The sequence below is a fragment of the Ruegeria sp. HKCCD3925 genome, from assembly GCF_057221175.1.
On the sequence record NZ_JBWVBI010000001.1, the window covers coordinates 883633 to 903747 of the forward strand.

Annotated in this window: 4 protein-coding genes; 1 reads left to right on the forward strand and 3 read right to left on the reverse strand. The window is 58.5% G+C overall.

Annotated features, from left to right (window positions below; translation table 11 throughout):
- The first annotated feature begins 76 nt into the window (after positions 1 to 76).
- On the forward strand, positions 77 to 1606 hold the full coding sequence (locus AC2TEM_RS04415) for a sulfatase-like hydrolase/transferase (protein ID WP_170426366.1): 1530 nt from the start codon (positions 77 to 79) through the stop codon (positions 1604 to 1606).
- Positions 1607 to 1629: 23 nt separating this feature from the next.
- On the opposite strand, the gene AC2TEM_RS04420 is transcribed toward AC2TEM_RS04415, so the two are convergent.
- The 3 genes from AC2TEM_RS04420 to AC2TEM_RS04430 are packed head-to-tail and all read right to left on the reverse strand — an operon-like array spanning position 1630 to position 19952.
- Positions 1630 to 4989: a Tc toxin subunit A-related protein gene (locus AC2TEM_RS04420; protein WP_170426364.1), complete on the reverse strand. Its 3360-nt coding sequence runs from the start codon at positions 4987 to 4989 to the stop codon at positions 1630 to 1632.
- Positions 4990 to 5008: 19 nt separating this feature from the next.
- Positions 5009 to 11956, reverse strand: a complete 6948-nt coding sequence (locus AC2TEM_RS04425; RefSeq protein WP_170426362.1) for a neuraminidase-like domain-containing protein — start codon at positions 11954 to 11956, stop codon at positions 5009 to 5011.
- A gap of 28 nt (positions 11957 to 11984) precedes the next feature.
- The gene (locus AC2TEM_RS04430) at positions 11985 to 19952 is read right to left on the reverse strand and encodes a SpvB/TcaC N-terminal domain-containing protein (protein ID WP_170426360.1); all 7968 of its coding nucleotides are present in this window, start codon (positions 19950 to 19952) and stop codon (positions 11985 to 11987) included.
- Between the last annotated feature and the right edge of the window lie 163 nt (positions 19953 to 20115).

A 20115-nucleotide genomic window follows, 5' to 3' on the forward strand; every position in this document is an offset into this window, starting at 1 on the left:
AATACCGCCGCGTAGTTTTGGCAGGAATACACGCGCAGGGCCAAAGATTCGGTTCAGCGATCAGGAGCACCGGGATATGACAGACAAACACAACGTCCTGTTTATCATTACCGACCAGATGCGGGCGGATTGTTTGTTTGGGGCATTGGAGGCCCATGTTGACCTGCCTCACATGCGCGCATTGATGGAGGACAGTGTTTCTTTCACGCGGCACTTTTCCGTTACCAACCCCTGCGGGCCATCGCGCGCCTCATTGCTGACCGGGCAATACGCGATGAACCACCGGTCGGTACGAAACGGCACGCCCCTGCGCCACGATGCACCGACCATCGCCAGCGAGATGCGCAAGGCAGGGTATCTGCCGATGCTGTTTGGATATACCGACACATCACAGGACCCGCGCGTGTTTGATGCAAAAGACCCGGCGCTCAGGTCATATGAATTCCACATGGCCGGTTTTCAGGAAATGCTGGAAATGCGTTTGGAGATGTCATTCCCATGGCGTTCTCATCTGAAAAACCGTGGATATGAGTTCGAAAACTATATTGACGTGTTCAAACCGGTCGCACCCAATGGCGGCCAGCCTGCACTGAATGACCCGGCCTTCTACGCAGCCGAGGATAGCGATACCGCCTTTCTAACCGATCGGTTTCTGGAAACCATGCCGGCGTATGCGGATGATGACAAGGGATGGTTTGCACATCTGACCTACATTCGCCCGCATCCACCGCTGGTAGCCCCGGCACCATATAACCGAATGTATGACCCTGCCTCGCTACCATTGCCATCGCGACTGCTAACCGCCGAGGCCGAAGAGGCGTTGCATCCGTTTTTCGCTCCGGCACGGGCCAACAGCACGGTTGCCGGGTTTGTTGAAGGCTTCCCGGACCTTGAACCGACGGACGAGGTAGTGCTGACGCTGCGTTCGATCTATCTGGGTCTTGCCACGGAGGTAGATCATCATATCGGCCGCGTGGTTTCGTTTTTGAAAGAAACCGGGCAGTACGACAACACGTTGCTGGTGGTCACCGCAGATCATGGCGAGATGCTGGGGGATCGACACAGTTGGGGTAAGATGTCGGTTTATGATGCGGCCTATCATACACCCTTGATCGTGCGCTTGCCCGATGGAGCCCGTGGCAAACGGGTCGAGGCACCCACGGAATCGATTGATATCGTTCCGACGATTCTCGAATGGATCGGGCAGACAATACCGGATTCCATGAATGGGCATTCGCTGTTGCCCTTCCTTCAGAGTGAATCCTCAACCCCGGCTGACTGGCGCCGCTATTCATTCTCGGAGTTGGACTTCGCTGATCCGCTGAACCCAACCCACTGGCAACGCGATCTGGAAACGGGGTTAGAGGACAGCTGCCTGAGCATCCTGCGCGACGACCGGTTTACATTGGTTGAGTTTGCGGCTGATCTTCCGCCCATGCTGTTTGACGGTGAAGGGCAGGGTGAGATGGAGAACGTGGCAGAACATCCTGAACACGCCGCCACATTGGCACGCATGACACGCGACATGTTGCGTCACCGGATGCGGAAAATGGACAAGACACTGTCAAACTGGATGATCACCCCGGATGGTCCGCGCCATCCGTGACACTCCTATATGGCTGAGGATCGTCAACCACCCCAGGTTACAGTCATCAGCATATCCTCGAACTCTGCGGTGTCGAAAAACAGCACGATCTCACCCGTTGGGCCTGCGGGCAACGGAACCGTCGCCAACTGACCAACCGCCAGATCGCCCAGTTCCGGACGGCGGGTCAATGTGTCCTGAACCACACCTCCGTCGCTTGTATCAGAACGATCAGACACCGTGATTGTTGCCGGAGCAGCATCCAGACTGCTTTCAGCAAAAAGATCGCACCGTTTGAGCGTCGTGAGGCGACCAGCCGACCAATAGGGATAGTGCTCGGGTCGGAGTGTCAGCCGCAGCTCGTGACGCCCACCCGCAGGTGGTGTTTCGCGGCGGAAGCGTGCCCATTCTGTCGGGAACTCGTGCCGCAGTGAGAATAGCCGCACATTGCCCACAGTCCCGTCTGCCGCGATATCGGCTTTCAGATGATCAACCGCCGCATTGCGCACAGGTCCACCGCCATCCCGCGCAGTGTAGCGCAGGTGCAAGACGACGTCCGAGATCGTGTCATAGTCGAACTGTTGCGGATCGCCCTGCGTTGGGTCCGCCGGCAGCTCTAGCCGCCATTCGCTGACTGCGCCCACATTCTCGAATGGTAAATAGCGATCATCAGGCATGCCCTCGAACTGACCGGTTTCCATTTGCGCCGCACTGAACACATTGCTTTCGGCGCTGTGAATATCGGCGAAACGGTCGTCTTCGGGGCCCGTGCGAACATAGCCACCCCCGATATCCGGTCGTTGCCGGATGCTGCTCTTGAGATGCACAAGTTTCGCATGGGTCCCGATATAGGGCCCGGAAACACAGGGCAGGCTGAGCGCAACACTCTTGATCCGGCGGAAGTAATGGCCCGGCCCATCCAGATCGAACTGGGCCTCGGGGATTTTAAAGGTACACCGACCTGTTCTTCGCAGATTGACCAGGGCCAGCGGATCGATTTGTAGCAGGCTGACATGTTTGGTCAGCTCGTATTCGTTGCGATTGTGCTCGTGATACGCAAGCTCCATCCGCTTGACGTCCAGCAGCAGCGCCTCGCCTGAAAGAAGCCCCTTGCGACCGCCATCCCAGTAGTTGAACTGCACCAGAGTTTTCTGATCCAGCTCGGGCCGCATCAGTTCGGCTTTCATGGTCTGCTCGGCGCGTCGCGCGGTATCGAAGGCAAAGCGGTAGTACTCGTAATACAGCTTTGACAACTCGCCTTGCAGCCAGCCATAGAGCTCTTCGTTGGTATACTTGTCCTGCAAGAAATCGCGGGTTTGCTCTGATAGACGGATTGCCTTCTTCAAGTTCAGGTATTCGCGATGCTGCGCCTGTTCCGCGATCAACGATGTCAGAATCTGACGCCCGATCTGCATCACATCATGGGCCGCCAGATTGTGCTGCAATATCCATTCATCGGCGCGACGTTCATAGGCGGCAGTGCGGGCCGCCATCCCGGCCTGATCACGGTTCCAGTCCGCGATCATCCCGGAAACATCCCCCGCGATCCGCATGACCGAGGACAGCACGGTTCCCACCTTAAAATCGATGGTGCCGCCGAGACCCCAATAGTGCAGATCAAGTTTCGGGTCGGGGATCGGGGTAAGGGTTGCTGAAATCGAGTGGAATACCGATTTGGCCAGCGTTGTGTCACGGGCTATTGGCAGCAGGATGTTAAGTTCTTCATTCTCTTTTTTCGACAGGTGAAGGTCTCCGTCCCCGGTTTGGCCTGACGTCTGCGCGCCATCGCCATCGCCCGGACGCTCAAGATCGGGAAACTCCAGCCGCTGAACCGGCACGTCATATTGCGCAACAAGTGCTTCGTAGGCTTCGTCGAAATTGGCCTTTGTCAGGGTCTGACGGGTCAACTCAAGGGTCTCGGGCGCATTTGGATCAGCTTCCTGACCCAGCAGGCGCTTGTAATAGTTCAATCGCTCAAGCGCCGCGCCACGACTGCCTATTAGCGCTTGCGTCGCTGCCTCGGTGTTTTTCCATTGAAGGTAACGAAGATCGACCTGCAGTTTCTGCAAGCTGACTTCGTGACCTTGCCGCAACAGGGCCAGTGCCTCGGCGTCGCGTTTTTCCAAGGCGGTCAGCAACGCCGACCCGATATTGCGGACCTCTCCGGCCAATTCCGCCGCCTTCTCGATCAACACGCGCGAGCGGACGGGGCTGACCGGTTGATTCAAACCCGAAACGACAGAGCCGATATCCAGCCCAGCCGCCGCCGCCTTGACCAGCATTCCGGGATCGATCGGCGGGTCGAACAGGGCAAGCGGACGAACCTGCCCTTCGATATCCATACAGTTGCGGATTTTGAACAGCCGGTCGGCAACCGTATCCCAATAACCCAGCAGCTTTTCATTATGCGGGATGCAGAAATACAACGTGCGGGCCATACCGAATAACGGCGCAGCGCTGTCACTGGTGCCCGCACCTGTTGGCGTTGTGAAATTGAAGGGGAACGCGCCTTCAAGCTCGACCAGTGCATTGCCCATCGGATCAAGCCCTTGCGCCCGAAGCTGCGCAAAGGTGCGTGGCGTGGTTGTTCCACCCGCAGGTGAACGCTGCGGCTTGTCGCCCAGCAAGTTCGAGGCGAGCACATAGATCTGCAGCGCTTCCATGATGGCTTCGCGCGTGAATTGCTGGAACAGGTTGTCACCCCAGGCAATCAGATTGTCGAGGTACTTCATCACCACGTGCATCATGAATGAAATCGTCCGTGTGCGCGCGACTGCAAAGGGCTGAAACGGGGTGTTTCGCACCGCTTCATACCCATTTAGGATCGCTTCTTTCTCGGCCAGCTCCGCGTCGGTGCATTCGTCGTTTGGTTTGCTGAGCAGGGTCAACAACGTATCGATGGATTGGGCTTCGCCCTCGCGAAAGGCAAGGAAACGCCAATAGCGTGTGGGCACCGGTACATCGGGGTCATTCTCGGTCGGATCGAAAATCAGATGGAACCAGCGTTGCGCTTCGGCGAAACGTTGGGTCTTGGACAAGTGCACCGCAATGGTCAGCGGCACATGGAACATCAGTTCCCAATTGTAGTTGGCATAAGGCCCACCCATCCGCGTGTCGATTTCCTTCGGGAACGAATGGATGTCGATCTTGTCGGTTTCCTGCGGGGAATAGAGGGAATTGAAGAATGACTTGCGCAAGCTTTTGTGAAACTCCGGGGACAACATCCCGGGCACACCCTGTATGTTCAGACGCTCGATCAACTCCGACACGAAGGGGTGGAAGAAGTTTTCAAACGTGTAGTCCCAGTGTTTTTCATAGCTGATAAGCTTGATCTTCTGGGGGCCGAAAATGTCCTGATCAAGCAGGTGATGATAGCCGTAAGTGCTGATCTTGCTGGTATCCATGATCAAAGTCCTTTCCGGATCAAGTGCGACGCATGCGGACGGTGCTGCCCATCGGGCCGATGTCGCGGTCGCCAAAGCGGACCGTGCCACCAGTGCCCAGCGCTGTATGGACAAAGGCGTCTTCGGTCACGAATGCACGAAGAGTGCTCAGGTCGGCGCTGCCAAAGCCGGGGATTGCAGTCACCCGTTCAATCCGGTCGGGCTGCTCGGCAAGCGGCTCGAATGCCAGCACCATGGTATCGATTGTCGGGTCAACTTCGGCCACGCGGCCAAAATCAAGCCAGGTCACAACTTCGACGATCCGCTGCTTCGTGGACACGTAGAACACATGTCGCGGGTCGGCATAGAAGAACGGCGACTCCCAGGCTTCTCCATTGGTCGGGTGATGCGGCTGTGTGGCCTGATCGGGCGCCTTATTGGACAGCAACCGATGCGTGATCCCGTCATTGGAATAGATCGCTGTAAGGCGGTTTGACCCGGTCGACGTAATACGTTTCGGCAAGAAATGCGGCGCCTTCTTGGGTGAGCGCGTATCGGGTGTGCTAAACGTGTTGTACATAAAGAACGAAACGCCCAGCCAATCCTTGTACGAGATCGATATCCGCATCCCGTTGGTCCATGGGAATGAAGACAGGCGGATGCCTTTGCGGAAATTGCGCATCTCTCGGGCTGGCACGTTTTCGCGCAGCAACAGGGGCTCATCAGGATCCGAACTGCGCGGCGGTTGCCACACGCCATCCACCCGTTCGGTCCAGTTCAGCATGACCTTGACGTCAAAGGTGGGTTCATCAACATCCATCAACGATGACGCCTCAACCTCGGCCAGCGGGCCTGATCCCGCGTTGGGTGTTCCTTGTGCCGTGTTTTCCGGCATCATCTTGATCCAGAACAGGAACAGACGATTGTTCCAGACCAGCGGCATGACCGGATTATCCTCGATATCCAGCGGGATTTTCTCCCACGCGCTCCACGAGCCGTAGGCACGGGTCCGGTGGTAATAACTGCGTTTGGCCCCGGCGGTGCGCCCGATAACATGCAACACGTGGTCTGCAGCACCGGGATCGCCTTCGATCTGGTAGAGACCGCATACTTCCAGTTTGGCGACCTCTTCCAGTTTCTGCAGATACCCGATCAGCGAGGTGGCTGCGCGTTCCTCGGTGATGTCACCCTGCAGCAATTCACTCATCGCCTCGCGGAAGAAGGGTGACTGGTCGTCGCGCAATTCCGGCTCCATCCAGTTTTCAGGGTACAGGAAGATTTTCCGGTTTGCCTCCCACACGCGATAGCGCTTCATCCATTCCCAGTGTTTCGACCTGAGGCTGGACGCGGCTACACGGGGTTCAAGGTTCATCAGGCAGCGCTCGGTAAAGATCTGTACCGAGGACAATGCGTGACGAACCCGCGAAGTGAGCATGCACGGCTCCATCTGCACGTCCATCAGGAAGAATTCGAATAACTTTTCGGGCGTGTTGATATGCGCCGCATCCGGACGCCCGCGCAGATCGTGCAGGATATGCGCCACCAATGCATCACGCTGGCGCTTGCGCAGGCGGTCATTGATCGGTTGCAGGATTTTGAGCCAGTCATCCGGGCTGTAGCGCGCGCGAAGGGCAGCCCGGAAATTCCGCACAATGGGTCCGGTTGGGGCGGGTGTTGCGGCGGCGATCAGCGCTGTCGCCGGAATCCCAAGTGCCGCCAGCCATTCGGCGATGTCATGAAGCCGCTCCAGAACGGCCAGATCGCCAATATCGGCTGGGGTGAGTCCGAAATGTACCAACAGGGCGGCGATATCCACGGGATCCCAGCGCGTGACTTGGAACAACTCAGCCTCGGCGTCGGCGATGGCGACCGCTGGATTCTCGGCTATCGAAACCAGCCGGGCATTTTCAGGGGCATAAGCCGCCTTTAATCGCGCCATGCGCAGGTGGGCCGTTAGCACCCCCATCAGCGCGGCGGAGGTCGGATCATCGGGTGTACCGGTGATGGGCAGGCTGTTTGGCCAGGCCGCACCCGCAATCTGCAAATCGCCATGTGTCGTCAGGTGCAAGACCTCAGCGACGTCAAGTTTCAGCGTTTCGGACAACCGTGCAATGCGGCGCGTACGCAGGTAGGCCGCGCCCAGATGCGATACCGGATCAGCCGGGTAGAGATGCGAAGCGCCGATGACCTCAGTTCCTCGGCCCGGTGCACTCCAACGCAACGCCAGACGGTCGGTCACATTGGCCACGCCCAGCGCGATTTCGACCAAAGTACCTGCGCGAAGCTCGATCGCGTTGGTGTTTGACCATATGCCGCCCGCCTCGGTCAGAGGAACAGGTTCGCCTGCGATGCTGAGTGTCACGGTCGCGCCCGCATCAGCTTCGACATCAATGTTGAAGAATCCGTTTTCAGGCGCTTCCAGATATCCCCGTAACCGGATCGAAATCGAAGAACCTGGTGTGGTTTGATTGTCTGGCAGCACTGTTCCAGTGGAGGCAAAATCAATCGCGCCAGATATGGTTTCGACCCGCGCAGGCGGTGCAGTGTGGGCCGGACCATCGCTGATTTCAGCACTCAGACCCCCGGATTCGAGCATCAGGGCATCCTCAAGCGCGGAGCTGGCTGGATCAGTCGCCGCATGCAGAACCTCGGCCTTTTCGAACAGGACGGCTGCCAGATCAGCCTCAACTTCGATCGCGGTACCCAGAAGCTGCAACGCCACCTGGCGTTTCCGTCTTGAGATCAGCTGCGGCAGGATTCCTTCAAGCAGGGCACGATAGGCCTCGGCCTTTGACGCGGTTGAGCTGCGGTATGCGTCGTGAAGCGGGAGCAGCTCGGGGAAGCGGGTGAAGAATGGCTGTGATTGTGCCTCGCTTGCGTTGAATAAAGCGTCAATTGCTGGCGCGAAGGCAGCAGGTGTCCCGGCAACGGCCTGCAGGGCATCTCTGACCGTGGTCGACATGAGCCCGTTGAAAACCAGAACTTTGCGGAAATCGTCATAAGCGATTTGATCGGGCGCCTCGGCCAGGATCACCGGCTCTAGCGCAGGGGCAGAATGGTCATAGGTAACCTCGGCCGAGGATGTGGCCTCCAGATATCCGAAGAACTGCTCGGTCGCTTCGGCCCCATAGACCAGAGCCATGTGGGACCGGGCAATACCGCCATCGGGATCGTCCACCAGAACAAAGTCATTGGTGATCGCCGCAAACCCTGCACGCAGATCGCGTGCCAGGGTCGTGATGTTTTCTGCGGGCGGTGTCGTCTGGCCACTTGGGTCATGGTTCAACAGCAGCGCCAGCGCAGTTTCCAGCGACAGGCCTAGCTCGGACAGGCGATGCACCAGATCGATAACCATCAGCAGAGCGGGTGCAGTGGCATCTTGCGGGCCATAGGGGTCAAGACCGGTGGCTTGCAGCAAACGCTCCAATCCCGGCACGCTTTGCTCAAGCGCGCGCGCCAACCAGCCGCGACGGTAGATTGCGCTGACCGTCTCGATGGTCAGGGGTGTCGTGTCATCGAACCCCAAAATAGCAACGATCCGGTTAAATTCCGGACCCGTCAATGAAAAGGCCGCGCGCAATGTTTCAACCTCGGGCAGCAACAGGGCCGCAGGGTCTGTAAGCACGCCGCCAAAACCATCTTCGGCAAAGGCGGGGTTTTCGCGAGCAGGCCGCTGGAACATTTCACGGAATAGCGCGGCGGTTCCATTGGTGCTGATTGGTCCAAAGAGGGCCAGGATCGGGCGCAGCGCGTCCTCGTGCCTTAGCTCCAGCGCATCAAGGGCCGCCATGGCGATGCCCAACTGTGGCAGGAGCTCGGCAAAGCCGGCGTCCATGCGAGCTAGGTCCACCTGCGCGTCGGCGCCGTCCGGCATCTGGTTCGTCGGATAAAGCGCCGAGATGATAGCATCCGTGTCGGCAATGCTAAGTTCCAGAACACGCCACAGACGGATGAACCGGTTAATCCGGATAAAGTCATTCCATTCAAGGCGGTTGGACAGCGGATCAGGGTCTGGGTGACGCAGTTCAAGCGCGCTTAGGTCGCACATATCCGACGGGTCTTGCGGATTTGTAAGCACGATCAGACCCATGATCCGGTCGAAAGTAGTGTCATCAAGCAACCATGCCTCGATATCACCCCCAAAGCGTTCAGGCTCGACCCCTGCCGCCATCCGGCTTTGTAGTTCTGCGAAGTTGATCGCGCCGTCCCGGAAGGCCCGGATATCGTCGAAGACCAGGCCAAGATGCTCAAGCTTCGGGATCAGCGCGGCTCCGGGGTTCACGAACTCGGTCTTTAGGATGTTCACGAGATCAACCGGCGTGATCTCGGTGCGGCGGCACAGGTCGCGCACGCTTTCCAAGCCATCACGCACTTCGGCTGCGCTGGCACCCGCATCAAAACCATAAAGCGAACGCACTGTCAGATCGGGTCGCGCTGACCCGGCAACCGACACGCTTTCGGTCAGGACGGCGTTGAGACCGCGCGAGATGTTCAAGCGCTGCAGCCAGATGTCGCGCCATCCGTACGGTGCATCGTCCAGCGCGTCTGACGAACGCAAGTCGGCCATAACCCGATGTAAAGGCGCGTCGAAACGATTGAACAGGGCCTTCAGTGCCTCCAACGAACGGTCAAACGGCAATGGGGTGGGGAACTGGGCGGTGGCCAGCGTGGCATAGGCGGCATCGCGTACAAATTGAGGGCTGGCCAACAACTCTTCAGGCGGTGTTTGACCATCGGTCGAATGACCCTGATATCCACCCAAAGACATGCCGTTGACAACGAAATGCTCAAGCACCTCGTTCACCAAGTCGATGTATGGCACAGGCGTCAGAGTGTTTTCGCAAGTCAGAGGCAGGTGTTGAATATCAGGCCGCCGATCAAGCAACACATCAAGTGGATTGGTGAAGCCGTTCGGAATCTCAGTTGCGGGGCGATCGAGAAACAGCAGAAGATCGACAAGATAGGCTGCGGGGCTGAGGACTGACCGGCAATGCTCGCATCCGCAATAATCCATCGAACCGAAAAGCTCTTCTAATGTGGAGTATGCGAGCACATCACCAAAATTGTCCGACCCGCCCGGGGTAGGGTTCAAAAACCCGTCAGCAGCGCCCACGCCGGGGCCGATCGCTGGCATCATCCGATGAGTCATATAGGCGGTGGCCAGATTCAGAACCGCTCCATGGACCTGTTCTGCCTTGCGGTAGATCTGCATCGCGACGGCCTCGTTCAGAACGGCCTTGTGGGCGCGCAGGAACTCATCTTGTGGCAGCGCCACGACCGCATAGGCCGAATCCAACCCTGCAGCCAGCATGGTATTCATACTGCCGTCGTCGGGCGAGATCTGATAGACCCGCTGAATGCGTGAGATTTCGCGCACCACTTCTGGCGGTTCGTCCAGCGCATTTTTTGCAATAAAGCGCGCAACGGGCTGCTGACCTATCTGGAAGGTATCGGCATGTTTTGCGAGGAATTCATGAACGTTGTTCGACAACCCGGTATCGACCAATGGCGTCTCCTGCGCCCGGACCATTTCCGCAACAACCGCAGTCGGGAAAGACAGCCGCACCTGAGCGGCCATGAATTCTGCATAGTTGGCGCGTCTTTCGGCGGCATCCCGGCCCTGAACTGCCTCTGGCACGGGGTCGGTATTATCCATGATCGCGGCCCAGGCATCGGCTTTATGAAAACCCGCCTTCACTAGGCCTCCCAACGTACCGTCCGCATCGCCATCGGTGTCACGATGCAAGCGTTCGACCAGCTTGGAGTTGTTGAGCGTCAGATAGGCAAGCTTGCCATCGGTCTGCAAACGGGTGGCTTTGTCCTGACCCAACTTACCCTCTACCTCGGTCCAGAATGTATCGAGATCATCACCATGCGCCGCATGGAGCGCGGCAAAAGTTTCACGCTCGTCATCCCGCGTCAGCGAAAGTGCAAGCAAAGGCTGCATTCCGGCCAAAGCCCCGGGAGGGGGCGTATCCAGCCGCACGCGCGCGGAGACTTCGGTAAATCGGGCAAGGGAGGCATCTGTCTGATCCGCCAGTTTGGCGTCGATCAATCCTTCATCCAGCGCGGATTTCCAGATTTGCGCCACTTTAGCAGGGGGCGTGCGGAAAACCGCGGTGTCATCGGCGGGAACACCTGCACGTAAAAGCGCATAGAACAGGCCAGAGTCGATGCGTTGACCACGCCGTCCAGCGGTCTTGTCAGACAACTGCTGGGATAGCGACGCCAGTGCCACGGCGCGCGCGTCCCAACCTGTTTTATTGGCCAGATATGTGATGTCCTGACGGGTGTCGCTTTCTTCAAGTTTCGACAAGGCACCGTTGAACTGACCAGAGAGCGCCTTGGCCAGTGTGGCGTGTTCTGACGACAGTTTTGCGGCACTTTCAGCAGGCAGAACCACGGAAAGCTCGGAATCCGGTCCGGCGTCATATTCCACTGCCGAAGCGGCAACCACATCGTCATTCAAACGCACCTGCACCTGAAGGTCTGGTGCATCCTTGCCGCGCTTGGTGATCTGATCTCCGGTAAACACAATCTCGAAGGCACCGCGTTTACCGGTTGTAGCCTTCCCCAGTTCAACGTCGCCGCCGACACCTTTGTCGACAACAACAACAGCAAGGCCATCAACAGCCGCACTTTGCGCACTTATGACGCGACCGCTGACACGGTAGGTGCCAAAATCCGTCGGTGTGTCCAGTCGAGCAACCAAATCGTTAATCATAGCCGCCGTTCTTTTGTCGACACTGCCGGTCGGGGACAGATCGGCCTCTTTTTGAACCAGACGAACGGCTTCAGTGGTGCCCTTTCCGTAGGTCGGTGTGCGGCCATCCTTTTCGCGCGACACGATATCGGCCAGCGCTCGGCGCGCGCTGATATCATTGGCCAGCAGCAAGCCTTCACGCAGCAGTGCCAGCAAAGCGGATTGCAGATCGCCCACCGTAGCGCGGCGCATTCTGGGCTTTAGCGGATGCGTAACTTTGGTCATGAGGAGGTACCCTTTCTGACAACTGCGTTCACCATTTCAAATGGCCTTTGATGCCCTGGCCTTGCAGGATCGACATCGTGCCTGCCGCGCCCAGGCCAAGGTAACCAGCGGACCGTCGGAAAAAGCCGCCAACGCCGCCCTGACGATGGCCTGCATCGATTTCGTCCACCCAATAATCGGCCGCTTCGCGCGCGGCGGTTTTTTCGCCTTTGATGGCGGAGCGAGCTTCGGTTCCGGCCAATGCAATTGAGCCAAAAGCTGCGAGTCCGGCGGCAAGGACCGATCCGGCACCACCACCCGTGACGAGCTTGCCCGACACCGAGACCACGTTGAGAGTGCCCGAGGCTGTGCCCTCGACCACATTTGCGGTGCCCACGCCGGTCTCGCCTTCGGCGATTTGCGTGATCCCTGTGCCAACCTGAATGCCGCTGGCCGCCATACCGATCACCATGAGCCCACGGCCCATGACCCCTAGGATGGCGCGGCCCCCGGACAGGGTCTGCGACACTGCCTTGCTACCCCGCATTGCTTTGGCGAGCTTGGAGATTGAGGTGATTTTGCCTTGCTTGTTCACCATGTTCATGGTGTCGACTTTTTGCACCATCGACGCAGTGTCAGGCGCAGCGCCCGGGCGGTAGACTTGCACGGTGCCCTTTATCATGCCGGTATTGGTGTCGAATGAGGTCAACATTCCGTTTCCCTGTTTCGGGATCTCGATCAGCGTCCAATTGCCGTTGCCATGCGCCACCAGGTGAGACCGGACTCCGGCGACCTTCACACCCTGGGCATGGGTGGTGTTGACGTCTGCAAAGGAAACCATGGCAGTGGGCGGGTGCGTGTGTGCGATAGCCGTCGTTCCCTTTGGAATCGAGACCTCGGGCTTGGTGGCCGTGCCCTTCAATATCTTGAACGTGTTGTTCTCTTTGATAAGGGCGAACTCCTGCACGCTGCCTTCGGTGTTCCTGACCTGAGTCGCCAGCGCATCAAGCGTCTCAAGACCCTTCTGCAACGATGCAACTTCAAGGCCTCCGTTGGGCACAGTGGGCGGCGCAGTGCCCTCGGGATCGTTGAGCGTTACCGGGTTGTTATAGGCATAGGCATAAAGGTTCAGCCCGCCTTCAATTCCGATGGGATCGGCGCTGATCCATCGGCCGAGCCAAGGGGCGGCATAGCGGGCACCATGATGGTTAAGCCCGGTTTCGGCATCCCGCTCCATCGCGGTATATCGAAAACGTTTCGGACCTAGGCCAGCGGTGGCAACGCCTTGATAGGTGGTACTGCCAAAGGGGCTGTATTCCTCGTAAGACAGAACATTGCCGTTCTCGTCCAGTTCGATCCCCACACTGCCCACATGGTTACTGTGCTGATAACGAATGACGCGGCTGACCGCACCACCGGCGATCGTCGTCTCAACCAATGCAATACGGCCAGCTTCGTCCCCCACATGCAGGGTCTCTCGGGTCCGCGGGTTTGCACCCGGTTCGCGGATAATGTCGAACCCGCCCAGCGAGATCGTCTCGCGACGGATGGCTCCTGCAGCGGTTTCTGTCACTTTTCGGATGCGGGTCCCGTCAGATGCGTAAACAAAGAATGTGCGGTCCCCCTGATGGGCAAGGCCGTCCGTATCACCCGGTCCAACTGCCTGACGGCGACACATACGCAGCTGGTTGTCGTGATCCCATTCAATCTGATCGAGGTGGGAAAGCCGCAACATGTTACCCATCGCGTCATAGCCATCGCCGCCCTGACTGATGATATCATTCAAGGCACCGACCGATGTTTGACTTAAGCGGTTCGAGGATACCCCCGCGGCCAGATCGCTGTCCTCGCCATAGGTGTAGGTCCGCGTCCAACCGGGCGCCACGGGATCAGAGCCCCGGTGGCGCATCTCAATCAAGTTGCCCGCAATGTCATAGTGAAAACGCTCAAGATAACGGCCAAGGGCGAAACCATCACTGCGGTGTGGCAGCCGGGTTCGCGCGGCGTCGTTATAGCTGTGGGCGCCGGGTGCGCCGCCTTGCTGGCCCAGATGTTCGCGGCCCGTCGCTTCGATCAAACGATGCAGGGCATCAAACGTATAGTCGTTAGAAGCATCAACACGGCGATTGCGGAAAAAGATCTGCTGTTGCGCGCTGTCGCGGATGTGGGTCACGTGGCCAGACACATCGTAGATCATGTGCTGCGCCTGCAAGTGGCATCCTGGCCAGCCTGCAACTGGCGGTGTCGGACAGTCCGAGCCAAATCCGATTGCATCGCGCCGGGTGATGATGCGTTCGGTGAGACGGGTCAACGGATCATGTAGGATTTCTGTTTCAACCGCGTTGCCATAGGTGATGCGTTCGCGGTCGCCCCAAGGGTTGTATGCAATGCCTGTGACCACGGCATGATCCGCAGTGGCGGGATCCAATAAAGTGTCAGGTGCCGCGGGTCGTGCGTGCCAGGTGTCCACCCGATCAAGCCGCGTGGACGGGTTATAGCGGTACTGCACAACCTGGATACGCGCGCCCGGCCCTTGCGGTTGCAGCGGCACCAGTTGGACCGGACGGTCCAGCGCGTCAAAGCGGGTTTGCCCTGCGAAAATCTCGGGCTCAGTCGCCACGGGTGCGGTCCAATCGAGCGTGGTGCGAAACTCCTGCGCCAGTTGCCGCTGGCTGCGGATTGGGTTGCCTTTGAAATCATGGGCCAGAATTTCCATCGTGCCGGATTGGTCGCGGCTGATCGCAATGCGTTTGCGATGGTTCAGGGCTTCGGGCGTCGGCAGCGATTCTCCGTAGATCGTTTCATCGATCCGCAGCTCAGGACCCGCATTGATGCTTAGATGAGTGGCGATGGGTCGGCGCAATACATCGAATTCGTGGCGCAGCCGGTGGTCGCGCGCATCCCACGTAAACGCCGTTTCGCCACCTACATCCGTTAGCCGCCAACGGGTACCGCCCTCCATACTGTCGGTCCGAATGGCGGTGCTGAGCATGTCGAAAGCGGTACGCTGAACCTCGCGCCCAAGCTCATCCCAGGTTCGGCGCGTATTGCCTTCGATATCGATTTCGATCGCAACGCGGTGGAGTGTCTCGGTCGGTAGGGTGCCCGGGGCCGCGTTGCTGTAGAGCGTGCGGTTCGGAGTGAGGCGCGCGATCAGCGCACCACGGGTATCCGCCAAAGCCCGCATCGGTGTGTCATCATAAAGCGCCGATTTCGATGCAGCCTCAGTGGCGCGCTGCCGGTCTTCGGGATCGGGGAAACGGGTAGCCAACGCCTGCACTTGCGCCGGATCGGTTCGCAGCGCGTGCCAAGTGGGTAAATAGGCAGCCTGCGGCAACCTGCGGAAATGGTCGCCAAGATCGGGGTCTTGGGCGGGATCCGAAATCAGTACAGTATCGCCCGGGTCCCATGTCGTCTGGTCCCAAACAGAAAACCGGTGTTTGCTCCATGTATGATCGGGATTCAAAATCCCGATCTCTCTGCCCAATGCGTCGTAGAAGAAAATTGGGCTTACACCGATGCGGATGTCGGACTCATAGGTCGGGCGATCTGTGAAGAACGGTTCGAACTGTCGAACAATATTGCCTTTGTTGTTGCGCACTTGCCAGCCGGTACCGACCCAGCGTGGCGACGGCGATGCGGACATAACCGGTCGACCATCAGGACCCAACAGGATGTTCCCCGAGCCATCACGCGTTGGGACCGGACCGTCTTCGGCCTGAATCTTGCGTTGAATTTCCTGCCCCATCCCATCTGTAAAGGTAAGTTCGGCCAGGAACGGGGTGGTTTGACCCGGCAAAAGATCACTGTCGTGAACCTCTCGATGCAGGGAAAGACCGATGACGGGTGATGGGACAGGATCCCCACGAGAGTGATAATAGGCCCAGGGATCATAAACATAACGCATTGTCGCGCGCCCAAGTGCTACCAGAGCTTCAGGTCCACGCGGATTAGTCAGCACTTGGGTGCGTGCTGCAGGCACCAGTGTCGGATCAAAGCCATCCAGCCTGTCACCTTCGTCGGGCCCATCGACCTTGCCCATTCGGGCCATGCCGGTCACGCGGCCATAGGCGTCAAAGACCACCTCGCTGCGATTACCGTTCTCATCGGTCAATACCGAGGCTTGCAAAACGCGATAATCCTGTCGGCGTTCGGTGATTGCGCCAGCTGGACCGGTCGAGCGTACCCCTGCCGACATGCGATTGCCCAATGCGTCCTGCGTTTCCTCGATCAGCAGGTCGAAAGCGTCATAGCGGGCTGTTGTTTCCGTATGTGTCGCAGGCTGATGGAACGGGTCCCGCAGGCGATGTGGTCGAAAGAAATGCTGTCGTGCAAATGCCAGCTCTTGCGCGGGCGTATCACCGCTTGAGGGCGACAAAAGCTGACGGTCCGATGGGCGCCACCACTGGCCGTCGCCGTCAATCTCGGTGTATCCCGCCTGCGCCATCTCGGCCGCACCAACGCGGCCTCCATAAACCTGCGTGACAAGACCCGGCGTGAAGGCCAGTTGGAAGCTTTGATGGAGAAGCCCCAAACTGCCCATCTGGCCAAGCGGCAGTGGGCCGGTCAGCGTATCATCCCTGAAGTACTGACGGCGGTGTTCGATCAGACGACGCTGCACCTGACCCGCGGTTGAGGTCGCTTCATAAGCAAGATCGGCTGCAGCGTTCGCCTCTGTCTCGATCTCATCAAAGGACAAACGCGTACCCGGCGCTGGGCTTAAGCCGGTAAGCTCAAAGCTTTGTTCTTCACATGACACCGGGGCGCGGTAGGTTTGATCTGTCGCGATCAGGTCCGTGACGCGCCGCGTGTGTAATACCGCATATAACTGCGCCTGACGCACCTGATCTTCAGGCGTCAGCGTCGGATCAGGTGTTTGCCGGCCATACATGACATCGACGCGGCGCAGTTCAGTCCCAAACGGGTCAACCTCCAGTATGACCTGATGCTGAAGGCGTGGGTCATCGGGGATCCGCTCATAATGCGCGGTTAGACTTTCCCGGGCATGGGTCAGAAACACGGCATGACGGTTGGGTCCACGGGACTGCAGCAGATGCACAGTCTGCGTTTGCTCGACCACCTGATAGGGGTGACCGTTGGGATAGCCGGGCTCCGCCCTGCCATCGAGTGCGTAGGTCTCACGTCGCAGCACTGTGCCGCGAAGCGCGCGCGCAGCCTCGCGGGTTTCTCCGGTTGTCAATCCGGGTGGCAACACCGTGTCTGGCAAAAGCCGCCGTCGCGCGTCAACATCGTCGTCACGCCAAGCGGGTGCGCGCCAGTATTCCCCACGATCCTGCCCATCAAGCAGACCAGCCAAGACATCGGGCAGACTACCTTGGTCGAGATACACGCCGGTATGAAACCATGTTCTGGTCAGTACGGGCGGAACATGAGATGCCGGGTCTTCGTTTGATGCCAGTGGCCCCAGCGCATCTGACGAGAGCGTCGCAAATTCCTCGGTGTCCCATTGTTCGACCATGCCGAACCCGCGAAACTCGCGCTCGACCCCGTCGAAATGACCATGGTGAAAGGCAAAGCGAGATACGAACCGTGTCTGCGCCACACGATCATGTGTGACGATGCGATCAACGACCTGTACCGGGAACGGCAGGCGCGTGGCCCAAGGGCGGCCTTCATAAAGGTCTTGCAGGTAAAACCGCGACGACGAGGCATAGCGCAACTCGGTCTCGCCACCGAAATTGTTGACATATCGGGTCATGAGGTGCGGTTTTTGTCCGCCCATCAGATCGACGTAACGCAGTGGCTGACCTGCGTCGCGGGACAAAGTATAGGACCACACAAGACAGGCGGTGCCCGTTCCAAATAGATCGAGCAGATCAACCGAAGTTTCGGTATCAAGCGGCGGCACATTCCCCAGGCGTCGACGCGGTGCAAGCCGGTTGCCAGACATGTTGAAATAGAGGTCGATACCTTCTGCACCCAGATAGACAATGTCGGTGGTGCCCGAGCCGTCGATATCCGTCAGGCGCAGGCGGCTGCGGTCGAACATTTCGGGGCGATCAAATTGTGGCGCGTCGTCCATCGCCACTTTGGTGCCGAAACGCCCATATCCGCAATTGGGCCAATAGGCGACTTCACCACAGCGGATACGAACCAGATCAGACAATCCGTCGCCGGACATATCCGCCAGAAATATTGCAGCCTCCGGATCGGAAAACACAAGTCGGGGTCCGTCAGTGTCGTTCCATGGCTGCGCTTGCCTGCGCGCGGGGCCAAACCCGGCCTCGCCTTCGGAGGGGTGCCAGACAAAAGCGGTGTCCTCGGTCAGAAGAATGTCTGCAAGGCCATCGCCTGTCAGGTCAACCATCTTCATGCTGTCATTGGACGCATCTACATGTGGCCAATATTCAAACGCGCGGAAGTCGGACCAACCTGATTGCGCGTCGCGCTCATGGAACCCCGGGGTTGTCCGGTCCATTACCACCAGATCCGGGCGACCGTCCCCTGCAAGGTCCATCCATTGGCCTGACTCAGCAAATGCAGGCCGCTCGGCAACCAGCACGGGGGCCGCAAAGCGCGCCGTGCCGTTCATTGGTCCAAGGTTGCGAGTGTAATGCCAGGCAACCGGGGTCGAGGTCAGTATTCCACCAACACCGTCACCGTCCAAATCAACCCAGTTTGCCGGATCAGTAAGTCCGGCCGGAGCACCTTCGGTCTGCTCGCGGTCAAGGCCGTGCACAATATCGTTCACCTCGGCCCGGTTATAGGTGAATTCCACCGGCGGAATTGCCTGTCGTCTGTAGGCGAGGAACGTGGCACCGTTCACATCGCGTGGTGCAACAGTATCGTCCGGAGCGAAGCCCGACTGCGCGACCGCCATGAGGAATGAGCCATAGCGCGTACTGCCGGGGTGCTGACGCTCGTCATCTGTGTCAGCACCGGGAGGGGTGAAATCGTCATAGGAAAACTCAGTTGCCTTCACGAGACCGCGATAGCCAGGTTCGCCCGTCGGCAAGTCGGGGATATTATGAAAGGTCAGAATTCGATGGCAGCGGCGATAGCGCCGAACCTCAAAGCCCGCGCGGTAGCTTGATGTGGGGTCTGGGCGCACTTGCCAATTTCGGCCGGGATCAGAGGATGCATGGACAAGCTCATGCTGTGCATCCGTCGCCACGTTGGGATCAGGTGCGATTGGCAACAGGTGGTCTTCGCCATAATCGAATACGACCGTGAACAGCCATCCACCTGCATTCACATCCGGATCAACCAAACGAGAGACTCGATTGCCGTAGCGGATGCGTTTCAGATACCGCTCGGCTGTGCGGGACCGATTGGCTTCGTGCGCCTGCGCCTGATCGATGCCAACTGCGTCTTCGGCGACATGCTCGTATCGGATGGCGTTGCCTTTGTCGTCGAAGGTCTCGGACAACAACCAGCGAAATACACGGGCGGGGTCGTTCGGGTCTGCCACCCTTGATAGGCCTGACGCGCCATAGATCGAAGTGACGTTTTCGCGCGACGTGACACGCCAATGCGCGATACCCGTCGCCTCGTCTGTCCACCTCTCAATGCGGGCAAAAGTGCTTTCGATCCGGGGGCGGAACCTGTGGATGGTCACACCTGGAAACCGCGCGCGATCCTCCCATTGTACCCCCTGAGAGTCGAGCAACGGCACCAGATCTTCAGACCCCGAAATCAGGAAGACATCCGATCCGGCGGCATCGTCGTATTGGGGCAGGCCTTTTTCCGTTTTGCGCGTGATCTCGGGCAGCGAAAGTGACCATCCAAAGCCGAAAATGCCGCTGCTGGTGCCAGCCTCATAGCTCAGTTGCAGCTCTGGTGTGAAACCACCGCGCCCGGTGCTGACAGGAACCGGAATCGTCAAAGACGCAGACCCGGTCACCGGGTTCGAGGTGATCTTTTCACCAATACCAGAAATCGCACCACCGCCTTTCGGCAGATTAAGCGACAGCACATCCTTGATGGCGCCATTGTCACTTGAAATGGCGGATACTTCCGACCTTTGAGGTCGGGAAATGGCAGTGGAGCCTAACATTCGGCCACCATAAATTCGTCATAAAAATATCAGCGCCACAGGGGTGCTTTACGTAGGGTAAGCAATCGGAAACCACTGGGTCAATGCAATCAGATGGGATCGGCGATTGTCTGCCGTATCGTTCTGGTTGTGTTGTTAAGCACAACCTCGCAAGCCTTGGACA